The organism is Emergencia sp. 1XD21-10 (assembly GCF_009936045.1).
Taxonomy (GTDB): Bacteria; Bacillota; Clostridia; order Peptostreptococcales; family Anaerovoracaceae; genus Senimuribacter; species Senimuribacter intestinalis.
This window is the reverse complement of record NZ_QWEQ01000005.1, coordinates 1-14,420: the sequence shown is the minus strand read 5'-3', so window position 1 is coordinate 14,420 and position 14,420 is coordinate 1. Positions and strand designations below refer to the sequence as shown.

The following is a 14,420-nucleotide window of genomic DNA, read 5'->3' as shown; positions in this document are numbered from 1 at the left end:
AGGAAAACTAAAATGGCAGATAAAAATACAGCCGATATTGGATTTGAAAAACAAATATGGGATGCGGCCTGCGTACTTCGTGGCAATATGGATGCATCAGAATATAAGAACGTTGTCCTGGGGTTGATTTTCTTGAAATATATCTCAGATAGATTTGACGATAAATATCAGGAACTTGTTGAAGAAGGCGACGGATTCGAGGAAGATATTGATGAATATACTTCTGAGGGTATTTTCTTTGTACCAGCAGGTGCACGTTGGAGTGAGATTGCAGCAAAAGCACATACGCCAGAGATTGGTACAGTTATTGATGAGGCTATGCGTGCAATTGAAAAAGAAAATAAACGATTGAAAGACATTCTTCCTAAGAATTTCGCACGTCCAGAATTGGACAAACGAAGATTGGGAGATGTGGTAGATTTATTTACCAATATCCAGATGATTGAACACGGCAGTGAAAAAGATATCTTGGGTCGTACCTATGAATATTGTCTTTCTATGTTTGCTGAGCAAGAGGGGAAACGTGGTGGTGAATTCTTTACGCCTTCATGCGTAGTACGTACTTTAGTGGAAGTCTTGAAACCTTTCAAGGGACGAGTATATGACCCTTGTTGTGGTTCAGGAGGTATGTTTGTTCAGTCTGCGAAGTTTGTTGAGAATCGCAGTGGTAATATCAGCAATATTTCTATCTATGGTCAGGACTCAAACCCTACTACATGGAAGATGGCACAGATGAACCTTGCTATTCGTGGAATTGAACCAGATCTTGGAGCCTATGCTGCAGATACGTTTCTAGATGATCGCCATCCAACATTGCGAGCAGATTATATTATGGCTAATCCTCCGTTTAACCTTTCCGATTGGGGATTGGATAAACTAAAAGAAGATCAGAGATGGAAATATGGAACACCACCAGCAGGAAACGCCAACTTTGCATGGCTTCAACACATGATTTTTCATCTTGCACCAGCAGGTCGTATTGGTATGGTATTAGCGAACGGTTCACTATCTTCTCAGTCAGGTGGAGAGGGTGATATTCGTAAGAACATTATCAATGCCGATTTAGTTGAGTGCATTGTTGCAATGCCTACTCAGCTATTCTATACAACGCAGATTCCTGTTTCGCTCTGGTTTATCAATAAACAGAAGAAACAACCGGGAAAGACTTTATTTATTGACGCTCGCAAGATGGGAACGATGGTGAGTCGTAAGCTTCGAGAGTTGACAGATGATGATATCAAGAAGATTTCAGATACCTATGAAGCTTTTGTTGACGGAACACTTGAAGATGTTAAAGGCTTCTGCGCCGTTGCCGATTTGCAGGAAATTGAAAAGCAAGACTTTATCCTTACTCCGGGCAGATATGTAGGCATTGAAGAACAAGAAGATGACGATGAGCCATTTGAAGAAAAGATGGATCGGTTAACATCTGAACTTGCGGAAATGTTTGCAAAGTCACATGAGCTGGAGGGAGAGATCAGGAAGAAGCTGGGGGCGATCGGATATGAGCTCAAGCAATGAAATAACGTATTGTTTGATTTTTGATACGAATGCTCTGTTTCAAGCATATGAAAAGAAAGCAGATTTCACAACGTTTAGCTTTAATTCAACATTTGAAAATGTAATTGATATGATTAATCAGCTTGATATATATAATCAGGTAACCATAGCAATTCCATCAGTTGTCTGGAGCGAAATGAAAAAGCAGATTATAGAAAAGCATGATGAATTACTTATAGCTTATAAAAACACGATATCGAAGAAACGGTTCCCTGAGTATTCTATATATGAGAATCCGGAAATAAATTATCCGGAATACATACAAACTAAGATTGAGGAATATAAGAAGGAAATCTCAGAAGGGTTGAATGAAGTTATAGAGATACCGATTGCTTCTAATAATAGATTTGAAAGTATTGTAAATCGTGCATTTAGTAAGTTGCCTCCTTTTGAAGGAAAAGACAAAAAGTCTGATAAAGGATTTAAGGATGCATTGCTATGGGAAAGTGTTTTGGAATTTGCATTAAAACACCACAACTCAAAAATCATATACTATTCCAAAGATAATGCTTTTGGAGAATTTCTGCTAAAGGAGTTTGCAGAAAATGTATCAGCTTCATCACTGTTCATATGCAAAAATGAAAATGAAGTTAAGGTGCAGTTAGAAGCGTGGGCAAAGGAAATTGACAAATATTCCTATCAACCAATTGAAGATTATGATGAAAATAAGGAAATTGTTGATTGGTTAAATTCTGGAGATTTTTCTGTGCAGATAATAGAGCGAGACTTTGGCCTTGTTGAAAAAGGACGGTTGATTACTTCAACTACAGCTCATTTGATTAGCATTGATAATATTGAATCCTTGAATTCGGACGAGAATGCAATTGAATATTATATTGAGGCAGCTTTGCAGTTTATATACGAATTGAAAGATGGAGGAAAAACACAGGACACAATCAACGTAGGCATAGATGTTAAGATGCTGGATGATGCTACTTATTCGGTTGAAGATGCTTATAGAACGGATGAGGATGAAACTGAAAGTGAGAGTTAGCTTATGAATACAGGACAAGAAAGAATAAACGAATTTGTAATTCGCGAAAAACTGGAGGCGATTGGGTATGAAATCTGAATGGACAAAAAAGAAGCTCTCTGATATTGCAGATTTCAATCCGAGAGAAACAATAAAAAAAGGTGCTATAGCTAAGAAAATCCCTATGGATGTGCTTCGCCCATTTTATCGCGATGTTCCATATTATGTTGAAGAATGTTTTTCTGGTGGTACGAAGTTCCGTAATGGAGATACAATTATGGCACGAATTACGCCGTGTTTAGAAAACGGAAAAACAGCGCAGGTCTCAATCTTAAATGATGGAGAGGTCGGGTTTGGCTCAACGGAATATATAGTGTTTAGAGCAAAAGAAGGAATCGCTGATAAGGACTACTTGTACTATCTCATTTGTAGCCCGGAAGTAAGAGAACCAGCAATAAAATCTATGGTCGGTTCATCAGGGCGACAGCGTGTGCAGACGGATGTGGTAAAGAATCTTGAAATTGATGTTCCACCATTAGTCGAACAAGAAAAAATCGGCTCATTCCTGAAGGCGTTTGATGATAAAATTGCACTCAATGATAGGATAAACAAGAATTTAGCGGCTTAAATGTCAAGGTCGGAGACATCAAGCTCACCAGACATCAACTTAGGTAACAATGCATCTCGAATATCAGCAAGTCGTGAATTTTCTGCTTCAAGCACTTCTTGCTGTTGGAAGATTGGGGTACAAAAGGCATTGAACTTTTCGATAGTCTCGTTATCAGGAATTACAACAGGGACAGATTTCATCCCTGCACCTGATATTTCCTTAAAAGTTGAACCCGAAGCCATTCCCTCAATGGTCGGCAATAAAAATTTCAGAAGATAATATATAAAGGCTGTACCAATATTTTTATTTGGAACTACCGATTTGAATCCCTGATTAGTTGTTACTTCATTGGCAGCAATGGCAATGTACCCAATAGGTGCTCTAGAACTAAACAGAACTGTTCCGGTTGGCATTTTAGTTGCACTACTCTTGGAAAATCCTAATTCTGAAATATCAATTTCGCCATGAGAGATAAATTTTGACTTATTAAGAGATAAATCCTTTGGAGTAATCCATGCTATGCCTTGCTTGGAGTAATATTCTGGCTTTGTTTTGGATGGAGTTCCACCTGCGACTACAGTTCCAAGGTCGGAAAGCACACCATCTTTCCACGTTGGGTTAGCATTCTCAATAAATAATGAGTGAAAAAGAGCCTGAGCTTGCTGCTCTAAATTCTTGTTTAACATAGGGAGGAACACAAAATGATGTATTTTAAAGGTGTGCCAATTGAAAAAGTAGGCTACTGTAAATGTTCATCCATATCGTCTGTTACATCAGAAATTGAAGAATGGGGATATTGGGATGTTTGCTGTAGGTGTGGAAAACCACTCGAAGATGGATTCCATTATTATAATCATTATGATGGAGAAGATCACGATGATATAGACCTTTATTAAGAATAAAACTCCCACCAACGGCGGGAGCTAAAGCCAACGGAACTGCCGTTGAGTCGTTCTCTGGAAAATAAATTTGAAGGAGAATGACCTATGAAACAACAAATTATTTCAGAGGTGGTGCAGCAAATGCTGCCACATCTCGACAACGCCCAAATGCAGCAGCTGCAAAAGGTGCTTGAGAACACATTGTTTGGCTGTGAGATTACAGCACAGACAGAAAAGAAAGATACAGACGATAACCCAAAGCTGATAGATGCTTTTGTTTCGGCAAAGCGGATTGAAGGCTGTTCAGAGAAAACGCTGAAATATTACCGCACAACCATTGAAACGATGGTGGCTTCGATAGACAAAAGTATCCGTCATATTCAGACAGAGGATTTGCGTTCCTATCTGACGGATTACCAGAGCAAGAACCAGTCCAGTCGTGTGACGATAGATAATATCCGTAGAATTCTGTCAAGTTTTTTCTCTTGGTTGGAGGACGAGGACTATATTTTGAAAAGCCCTGTTCGCCGTATCCATAAGGTGAAAACGGCAACTAATATCAAGGAAACCTATACGGACGAGGATTTGGAGAAAATGCGTGACAGCTGCACAGAACTTCGAGACTTGGCAATAATTGATATGCTGGCCTCTACCGGAATGCGTATCGGTGAAATGGTTTTGCTGAACAAAGCGGACATCAATTTTAATGAGCGGGAGTGTGTGGTTTTCGGTAAGGGCGATAAGGAACGCATCGTATACTTTGATGCTAGGACAAAGATTCATCTGCAAAACTATATTGACAGCAGAACGGATAATAATCCGGCATTGTTCGTCACTCTGCATTCTCCGCATGAGAGAATCAAGATAGGCGGTATCGAATCTCGCCTGCGTGAAATGGGTAAGCAGTTGGACATTCCCAAAGTCCATCCGCATAAGTTCCGCCGGACGCTTGCAACGATGGCGATTGATAAAGGAATGCCGATTGAGCAGTTACAGCAGCTTTTGGGGCATAAACGAATAGATACGACCTTGCAGTACGCAATGGTCAAACAGAGCAATGTTAAGTTGGCTCACAAGAAATATATCGGTTAGGAAGGTGATAATATGACAGAGTGGAGAAAAAGATGTTTGGGAGAAATCACATCATTTATGTCTAAAGGCATTCCACCTAAATATGTAGAAAGAGAAAATGAGAATACAGTTCGTGTGTTAAATCAGAAATGTAATCGAAATTTTGAAATCAAGTATGAGGAATCAAGATTACATGACTGTTCAAAAAAGAAAGTGCCCGCTGATAAAATGCTTCAACCAGGAGATGTGCTGATTAACTCTACCGGTACTGGAACGGCTGGTCGTGTTGCTCAATTGTATGATGTGCCAATCCCAACAACAATAGATGGACATATGATACTTCTTCGTCCAACCGAGGAAATTGATTCTATTTATTATGGGTATGCGATTAAAGCGTTCCAACCTAAAATTGAAACACTTGCAGAAGGCTCAACCGGTCAGACAGAGATAAATCGAAAAAGATTGCAGGAAGAAATTGTGATTTCTTTCCCCAAAGGAAAAGAAACTCAAGAGCGTATCGCTCGTTTTCTGTTGAATATAGATGAAAAAATAAAAGTGAACGATAAGATAAACAAGAATTTACTTGAGCAAGCATTAGCAATTTATAAGGACTGGTTTTGTGATTATGCTCTTTCGGATGGGACTCTCCCCGAAAACTGGAAGATTACAACAATTGATGCAATTTCCAGCTTGGTTACCAGAGGTATCGCGCCTAAATATGATGATAGCAGCGATCAAATAGTTCTTAACCAAAAATGCATTCGTGATCACACCATTGACATTTCTCTCGCTCGACGACATCTTCCAAAGAAAATCAATGAGAAATGGATTTCAAAAGGTGATCTACTCATTAATTCTACAGGCACCGGAACGCTAGGGCGTGTTGCTCAAGTTTGGTTTGAAGCAAATAACATGACTGTAGATTCCCATGTAACTATTGTTCGCCCAAAAGATTCAATATTACAAAGCTATATCGGTTTTTGGGGACTTTCTCATGAAAGTGAAATTGAAGCTCAACACACAGGAAGCACTGGACAAACGGAACTTCCAAGAGACAGAGTTAAAGCTATGGAACTTCCTCTGCCTGATGAAGATACTCTCAGTAAATTTAATGAACTGGTCATTCCAATGACAAGTACTGTTATATCTAACCAAGAAGAGAATGCTCGTTTATCACAACTTAGAGATGCATTGTTATCTAAGCTCATGTCCTGCGAACTTGATGTCTCTGCTATCGACCTTTAAGCCGCTAAATTCTTGTTTACCATAGAAATATAACGAAAAATACAGGAGGTTGAACATGCCAAATTTATTTACAGAGGATACATATGAACAGGCAATCATTGAATTGTTTGAAAACATGGGCTATGACCACCTCTACGCTCCGGATTTTGATAGAGATTATACCAGTCCGATTCTGGATTCTATTCTGAGAGATAGTTTGGTGCGTATCAACCGTGGTCTGCCTGTAGAAGCTATTGATGAGGCAATGGCCAAATTGAAGAATTTTGATACCGGAAGCCTGCTGCAGAAGAATATGATATTTATGGATTATCTGCAAAATGGCATCACGGTTAAGTTCTTTGTGAAGGGCGAGGAGCAATCGTCGATTGTACGTTTGATTGATTATCAAAATATAAAGAACAACTCTTTCTATGTGGTAAATCAGTTTACATTCCTTGAAAACGGAAACAACCGTCGTCCGGATATTATTCTATTTATAAATGGATTGCCGCTTGTTTTGATGGAATTAAAGAGTCCGGCGAAAGATGAAGTGGGAGCGGAGAATGCATTCCATCAGATTCGCAATTATATGCAGGACATACCATCTATCTTTTATTATAACGCAATCTGTGTAATTAGCGATTTGTCTACGAATAAAGCAGGAACGATCACTTCCGGATTAGATCGCTTTATGGAATGGAAAACAAAAGACGGTAATTACGAAGATACTGCGTATGCGTCCTTTGAAACTTTCTATGAGGGTATGTTCCAAAAGGAACGTTTACTTGATATTTTGAAGAATTTTATTCTTTTCTCAGGCGTTAGCAATAGTCGTTTCAAAGTATTAGCCGGATATCATCAATATTTCGCAGTCCGCAAAGCAATCGAAAAAGCAAAGGTAGCAACTAAGACCGACGGCAAGGGTGGCGTGTTCTGGCATACACAGGGCTCTGGTAAGTCGTTATCTATGGTTTTCTATGCACATTTATTGCAGGATGCATTAGACAGTCCAACAATCGTAGTTATGACAGACCGTATTGATTTGGATGATCAGCTTTATGCACAGTTCTCACAATGCGCAGATTTTTTGCGTCAGACACCGGTACAAGCAGAGAGCAAGGAACATTTGAAGTCACTTCTTGATGGCAGAAGTGCGAATGGAATCATATTTACTACGATGTTTAAGTTTGAGCGTGGAGAGAAAGCTTTATCGGAACGTAGAAACATTGTTGTTATGGCAGACGAAGCACATCGTGGGCAGTATGGTTTTGATGAGAAAATCGTTATGTCAGAGAATGAAAACGGTGAAAAGGAAGCGCATACGGTAATTGGTAATGCCCGTGTTATTCATGACGCATTGCCGAATGCTACATTTATTGGCTTTACTGGTACACCGATCTCAGCTAAGGACAGAAATACTCGTGAGGTTTTTGGTGACTATATCGATGTTTATGATATGACACAGGCAGTGGAAGATGGTGCTACTCGTCCGGTTTATTATGAAAGTCGTGTGGTTCATCTAAAGTTGGATGAGAATACGCTGGCGTTAATTGATTCCACTTATGATGTCTTGGAGCAACAATCCGACGCGCAAACGATTGAGAAGAGCAAAAAGATGCTTGGCCAGATGGAAAGCGTACTGGGAGCAGATTCTACGATTGAATCTCTTTGTGATGATATCGTTGAACATTATGAAAAATACAGAGCAAATCTTCTGACAGGTAAAGCTATGATTGTGGCGTATTCTCGTCCGATTGCAATGAAAATTTACCGCCGTATCTTAAAAATTAGACCTACATGGATAGATAAAGTGGGTGTGGTCATGACTGGCGGTAACAATGATCCAGAAGATTGGAAAGAGATTATCGGAACCAAAGCGCACAAGGAAGAACTCGCGAGAAAATTTAAAGATAATAACGATCCGATGAAAATAGCCATCGTTGTAGATATGTGGCTTACCGGATTTGATGTACCTTCTTTGGCTACCATGTATGTGTACAAGCCAATGCATGGCTATAACTTGATGCAGGCAATAGCTCGTGTTAACCGTGTATTCAAGGATAAAGAAGGTGGATTGATCGTTGACTATGTTGGAATTGCGTCAGCTCTAAAGGCGGCGATGAAAGAATATACGAAGCGCGATCAGTCTAAATATGGTGACATGAACATTGCAAAGATGGCCTATCCGAAGTTTCAAGAAAAGCTGCAGGTCTGCAAGGATTTACTGCATGGCTTTGATTTTAGCGGCTTTGTAGGTGGATCTCCGCTTACAATGGCTAAGCTTATTACGGGTGGTGTAAACTTTATTCTCGATGCAAGTGTACCAGAAAGAAAAGATTTGTTCTTGAAGGAAGCTATGCTTTTGAAACAGTCTCATTCGCTTTGTTCCAGTATGACAACAGAACAGGAAAGGCATGAAGCAGCTTATATGGAGGCTTTGCGATCTACGGTTATTAAAATCACTTACGGTGGTACTGGTGGAAAGAGCCTGTCGCTTACCGAGATTAACGATCAAATCAATGAACTTTTGAAAGCGGCAGTACAGAGCGAAGGTGTCATCAGCTTATTTGACAGCAGCAAAAGTGGCGGTGAAAATTTCAGCTTGTTTGATCCGGCTGTCTTGGATGAAATCTCTAGAATGAAGGAAAAGAATATAGCTGTTGAGATTTTGAAAAAACTTATGGCTGAGCAGGTGGCTCTTTACAAGAGAACAAATGTGGTGCAGTCACAAAAATTCTCAGAAAAGATAGCGCAACTGATGAACTCTTATTATAACGGATTAATCACCAATGAAGAAGTTATTAAAGAACTGCTTAAAACTGCGGAGGAAATTGCAAATCTCTATAAGAATGGTCAAGAGTTGGGGCTTTCGCAAGAAGAGCTGGCATTTTATGACGCCCTTACAAAACCAGAGCATATCAAAGATTTTTATAAGAATGATGAATTGATTGCTCTGACAAGAGAACTTACAGAAATGCTTCGAAAAAATCGCACTATCGATTGGCAGAAAAAAGAAACCGCTAGAGCACAAATGCGTAAGATGGTTAAGCGACTCCTTAAGAAATATAAGTATCCGCCTGAAGATTACGATTTTGCAATAAGCACAGTAATTAGTCAGTGTGAGCTTTGGACAGATAATGTGGAACCACGAAAAGAGGAAAAACTATATAAATATGTGTCTGAAATAGAACTAAGCAAGGTGGCAGAAGATACTGTTTCTTACGGAGAAAAGAAGTAATGGAGGTGCGGTATGGATGCACGTAAAGGCAATATCTATGAGATATTAAATGGAAATAAACAGTTTTTGATTCCAGTTTATCAGCGATTTTACAGCTGGGACATTGATCAGTGTAAACGACTTTGGAACGATATTGTAGAGATGCAGAGAAAAGGTAAAGCTGGTCATTTTGTTGGATCTATTGTTAATATTGCTGAGCAGGCAATGCCAACAGGAGTTCAGAAGTATATGATTATTGATGGGCAGCAGCGAATGACTACGTTAACTCTTCTTCTCCTGGCTTTGCGCGATTATGCAATAAAGAATCCTGGTGACACAACAATTAATGCTCGTCGTATAGATAATATGCTTCTAAAAAATGAGTACGAAAATGGTGATGAACGGTATAAGTTACTGTTAACCGAAACAGATCGGGACATTCTTATAAGCCTTGTTGAGGAAAAGCCAATTGCAGAAGGTACTCGATCAAGGCTAATTGAAAATTACAACTTTTTCGCTAACAAGCTGGCCGATAAAGAAATTCAGCCTGCAGAGGTATACGAGTCAATTGGGAAATTACAGATTGTTAATATCACGTTAGACCGTACTGTAGACGATGCACAGGCAATTTTTGAAAGCTTGAACTCTACCGGTAAGGAACTTTCAGAATCTGATTTGATTCGTAACTATGTTTTGATGGGATTAGAGCCATCAGAGCAAACCTATGTATATGAGCATCTCTGGCGGCCTATGGAACAACTGTTTATTTATGAAACGCAAGGATCTGTAATGGATGCTTTTTTCCGCCATTACTTGACCATGAAGCTTTCTCGTATTCCAAAGCAAGGACGTGTATATGAAGAGTTCAAGTTGTATCACTTGAACTGCGAATTTGGAAGTATTAGAGAACTATGTCAAGATTTGCTGGACTACGCAAAATATTACACTAACATCGTATTTAAGCGAAATTCTGACACGGATTTAAAGAAGTTATATGAAGATATTATTGATTTGAGAATGGAAGTATCTTATCCGTTCTTACTGAAAATTCATCATGACTGTACCGAAGAACTGATAACATCAGATGAGTTGAAGGAAATTCTGAAGCTTTGTATTAGCTATGTCCTGAGACGTGCAATTTGCGAAATTCCGACTAATTCGATGAACAAGACTTTTGCAACGTTGAAGAATTATATTAAACCAGATGATTACCTGAATTCTGTTAAGGCATTCTTTGTAATGCAGGATACTTATAAAGAATTTCCGGATAACGATAAGTTTGAAGGCGCATTCGTAAATCGTGATATTTATAATATGCGTGCTAGAAATTATATTCTAAGTCGCTTGGAAAATTTTGAAAACAAAGCTCCAATTACTATAGAAAATTACACCATTGAGCATATTATGCCGCAAAACAAAAATCTTTCTTTGGAGTGGCAAACTGATCTTGGCCCTGAGTGGCAGGAGGTACAGAAGAAATATTTACATACAATTGGCAATCTTACTTTGACTGCATATAATTCCGAGATGAGTGACAGGCCTTTCTTGGATAAGATGGATATGCCGGGTGGATTTAAGGAAAGTGCACTTAGGCTTAATAAATATGTGGTTTTGCAGAATGAATGGAATGAGAAACACATCCAAGAGAGAGCAAATGAATTAGCAAAGAAAGCAGAAACTATTTGGCCATATCCAACTTTAACAGCTGCAGAACTAGCACCATATCAAGCAGAAGAAAAAACAGTGCAGAAGTATTCCTTAGAATCATATGATGTTAATGCTTTTACAAGAATGCTGTTTGAGTCTTTGGATAAGCGTATTATGAACTTATCTCCAGCGGTGAAGAAGGAATATAAAAAGTTGTATGTTGCTTATAAGCTGGATACTAATTTTGTTGATATTGTCTTCCAGAAACAAAGATTGCGTATTTCGATTAATATGAAGTTTTCAGAGATTAATGATCCTAACGGTATCTGCAAGGATATTACAGGTTTAGGTCGTTGGGGAAATGGTGATGTAGAATTGTTTATGGAGCATCAGGATGAATTAGATCAAATTATGGAAATTGTGAAGCAATCCTATGATGTACAGGCAGAATAATAATCTGGGAACGTTAAAGGAGGCATCCTATTTGAAAAAGAAAAAAGATGAAATAACCATCCGTTCCAGTGCAGCGGAATATTTGACCTATGTTGCCTCAGTTGGCGATCAGCAGGACAGTATTGAGATGCGCTATGAGGATGAGAATATATGGCTGACACAGAAGATGATGGCCACACTATATGATGTAGATGTTCGTACAATCAATGAGCATATTAAGAAGATTTATTCCGACTCAGAGCTTGAGGAAGAAGCAACTATCCGGAATTTCCGGATAGTTCAAACCGAAGGCTCTCGTCAGGTGAGTCGTGATACGAAACACTACAATCTTCAAATGATTATTGCAGTTGGTTTTAAGGTCAATTCTGAGCGTGCAGTGCAGTTCCGTAAATGGGTAAATCAGATTGCAAAGGACTACACCATCAAAGGCTGGGTTATGGATGATGAACGTCTGAAACGCGGCACTTATCTGACGGATAAGTATTTTGATGAACAGCTTGAACGAATCAGAGAAATACGTGCAAGTGAAAGAAAGTTTTATCAGAAAATCACAGATATTTATGCTACTGCCATAGACTATGACAAAAATTCTGCAACAACGAAAAGATTTTATGCAACAGTCCAGAATAAAATGCACTTTGCGGTTCACGGTCATACGGCTGCTGAATTGATTGTAGAACGTGTCGACCATCAAAAGGAACATATGGGACTTACTACATGGGCAGATGCTCCGGACGGCAAGATTAAAAAAAGCGATGTGACAATTGCCAAAAATTATCTGAGTGAAAATGAATTGCATCAACTGAACCGAATGGTAACTGCATATCTGGATTTTGCTGAAAATATGACCTTAAGACGTATTCCTCTTACTATGGAGGATTGGGAAAAACGACTCAATAGCTTTGTTGAAATGTTTGATTATGGTATTTTACAGGATGCTGGAAAGGTTTCTGCAGAAATCGCTAAACTTCACGCTGAAACGGAGTTTGAGAAATATCGTGTCGTTCAAGATAGATTGTTTATGTCTGACTATGACAGATATTTACTTGAGTTGGAAGAGAAAACAAAAGAAGAATAAACGGGCGATTTGAATTTGGTGGTGATGTTAAAAGAATATTAAACTTGGTAACTGAATCATGCAATACAAAGCAGTACAACACAACAATAGGAGGCCAACATGAAACCCTTAGAAGTATGCGGTGCGATTTTACTAAAAGAGAACAAAGTGCTCTGTGCACAGAGAGGTGAAAACAAATACGATTACCTTTCATATAGATGGGAGTTTCCCGGCGGAAAGCTGGAAGCAGGGGAAACTGCGGCGCAGGCTTTGCACAGGGAATTGATTGAGGAGATGGACGTGCATGTTGATGCGGAGGATATGGAACCATTCTATGTAGTGGAACACCAATATCCGGATTTTGAGCTGCGCATGCACTGCTTTATTTGCAAAGTGAGCGATTGTGAGGTAAACTTAAAGGAGCACGCGGACATGTGCTGGGCTACCATCGATGAAATCGAAAAACTGGACTGGTTGCCGGCTGACCGTCCGGTCGTTGATGCGCTGGTAAAGAGAGGATTTTAACCATGGATCGTGCAGCTGAAAAGATTGCGCAAGGGCTACATTATGGCTTCATTGATAGTGAAACCACGGCTTTGGAGCAGTATGCACCGAGACTCATTGTAAACAACTATAAAGAAGGGATAAAGGTTTTATCTACCATAGAGGCGGAGCTGCGTGAATGCACGGAGTTCTACTTTTCTGTGGCGTTTATCACAAATAGCGGGGTGCAGTCCATCGTCAATTTGCTGGACATGCTGGAAGCTCAGGGTATAAAAGGAAAAATCATTACTTCACAGTATCAAAATTTTACGCAGCCAAGGGCGCTGCGGCGACTTTTGAAATACAAGAATATTGACCTTCGGATTGTGACCGAAGGTAATTTTCATGCAAAGGGATATATCTTCCGAAAGAAAGATGGCACTTTCTCTTTTTTGATTGGAAGCAGCAATTTGACGCAGAATGCTTTGAGCGAGAACAAAGAGTGGAATATTCGCCTATCAGCTAGTGAAAATGGCTTTGCGATGCGCAGCCTGGTTAAAGAATTCAGAAACACCTTTAATGAGGCGGAAGTTGTTGATGAAGCGTGGATTCATAGGTACGAAAGAGAGTACTATTATATGAATCAGCTGCGAAAGGCTGTGGAGAAAACCCAAAAGCAAGGTCAGGTAATCAGGGTGAACCAGATTACGCCGAACAAAATGCAGAAGGAGGCTTTGAATGAGCTGGAAAAACTTCGCATGGAAGGCAAGGAGAAAGGGCTGCTGATTTCTGCAACTGGCACTGGAAAAACCTATTTAAGTGCTTTTGATGTGCAAGTCTTTGCGCCGAAGAAATTTTTATTTGTGGCACACCGTGAAAATATTGCAAGAGCGGCAAGACGTAGCTTTGAAAATGTGTTGGGATATAATCTTAATGCGGGATTTATGCTCGGCAGCAGCAAAGACTTTGACTGTGACTATATGTTTGCGACCATACAGACCATCTCAAAGCCTGACATTATGGAACGCTTTGGGAAAGAGCATTTTGACTATATTGTCATTGACGAAGTACACAAAGCTGGTGCAAGCTCTTATCAGAGAATCATTGAGTATTTTCAGCCGAAATTTTTACTGGGAATGACAGCAACACCGGAACGTACAGATGGATTGTCAACCGTAATTGAAAAAGTCCAAAAATAAGTGCAATATTAGCACCAAAAAGCAAGGGTTACCGTGAGCAGTTAA

The 14,420-nt window shown here is 39.5% G+C and carries 12 protein-coding genes; 11 read left to right on the top strand and 1 reads right to left on the bottom strand.

Going from position 1 to position 14,420, the window contains the following annotated elements; all coding sequences use genetic code 11:
- Window positions 1-12: 12 nt before the first annotated feature.
- The 3 genes from D1151_RS03785 to D1151_RS03775 all read left to right on the top strand — a co-directional run bounded on the left by D1151_RS03785 (window position 13) and on the right by D1151_RS03775 (window position 3,161).
- Window positions 13-1,521: a class I SAM-dependent DNA methyltransferase gene (locus tag D1151_RS03785; RefSeq protein WP_161907995.1), complete on the top strand. Its 1,509-nt coding sequence runs from the start codon at window positions 13-15 to the stop codon at window positions 1,519-1,521.
- On the top strand, window positions 1,505-2,554 hold the full coding sequence (locus D1151_RS03780; protein WP_161907994.1) for a PIN domain-containing protein: 1,050 nt from the start codon (window positions 1,505-1,507) through the stop codon (window positions 2,552-2,554). Before D1151_RS03785 ends, D1151_RS03780 begins: the two co-directional genes overlap by 17 nt.
- Before the next feature lie 67 nt (window positions 2,555-2,621).
- A complete protein-coding gene (locus tag D1151_RS03775; RefSeq protein ID WP_161907993.1) occupies window positions 2,622-3,161 on the top strand; it encodes a restriction endonuclease subunit S in 540 nt (179 codons plus the stop codon).
- Here the strand turns inward: D1151_RS03775 and D1151_RS03770 are convergent.
- Window positions 3,158-3,829 (bottom strand): restriction endonuclease subunit S, encoded by a 672-nt coding sequence (locus tag D1151_RS03770; protein WP_161907992.1) that lies wholly within the window; start codon window positions 3,827-3,829, stop codon window positions 3,158-3,160. The two genes, D1151_RS03775 and D1151_RS03770, sit on opposite strands and share 4 nt — an antisense overlap.
- 15 nt (window positions 3,830-3,844) lie before the next feature.
- Here D1151_RS03770 and D1151_RS03765 point away from each other — a divergent pair, with 15 nt between their 5' ends.
- The 8 genes from D1151_RS03765 (at window position 3,845) to D1151_RS03730 (ending at window position 14,375) form a co-directional block, all read left to right on the top strand.
- Window positions 3,845-4,039, top strand: coding sequence for a hypothetical protein (locus D1151_RS03765; RefSeq protein ID WP_229056766.1), 195 nt, complete (start codon window positions 3,845-3,847; stop codon window positions 4,037-4,039).
- Between the two features lie 90 nt (window positions 4,040-4,129).
- Window positions 4,130-5,116, top strand: coding sequence for a site-specific tyrosine recombinase/integron integrase (gene xerA, locus D1151_RS03760; protein WP_161907991.1), 987 nt, complete (start codon window positions 4,130-4,132; stop codon window positions 5,114-5,116).
- Window positions 5,117-5,128: 12 nt separating this feature from the next.
- Window positions 5,129-6,340 (top strand): restriction endonuclease subunit S, encoded by a 1,212-nt coding sequence (locus tag D1151_RS03755; protein WP_161907990.1) that lies wholly within the window; start codon window positions 5,129-5,131, stop codon window positions 6,338-6,340.
- Window positions 6,341-6,395: 55 nt separating this feature from the next.
- On the top strand, window positions 6,396-9,557 hold the full coding sequence (locus tag D1151_RS03750; RefSeq protein ID WP_161907989.1) for a type I restriction endonuclease subunit R: 3,162 nt from the start codon (window positions 6,396-6,398) through the stop codon (window positions 9,555-9,557).
- A gap of 12 nt (window positions 9,558-9,569) precedes the next feature.
- Window positions 9,570-11,636 carry a DUF262 and DUF1524 domain-containing protein gene (locus D1151_RS03745; RefSeq protein ID WP_161907988.1) on the top strand — a complete coding sequence of 689 codons (2,067 nt, stop codon included), beginning with the start codon at window positions 9,570-9,572 and terminating at the stop codon, window positions 11,634-11,636.
- A 31-nt stretch (window positions 11,637-11,667) separates the two neighbouring features.
- On the top strand, window positions 11,668-12,714 hold the full coding sequence (locus D1151_RS03740) for a virulence RhuM family protein (protein WP_161907987.1): 1,047 nt from the start codon (window positions 11,668-11,670) through the stop codon (window positions 12,712-12,714).
- A 99-nt stretch (window positions 12,715-12,813) separates the two neighbouring features.
- Entirely contained in the window at window positions 12,814-13,218 is a 405-nt protein-coding gene (locus D1151_RS03735; protein WP_161907986.1) for a (deoxy)nucleoside triphosphate pyrophosphohydrolase, read from the top strand.
- Window positions 13,219-13,220: 2 nt separating this feature from the next.
- A complete protein-coding gene (locus tag D1151_RS03730) occupies window positions 13,221-14,375 on the top strand; it encodes a DEAD/DEAH box helicase family protein (protein WP_161907985.1) in 1,155 nt (384 codons plus the stop codon).
- Window positions 14,376-14,420: the final 45 nt, after the last annotated feature.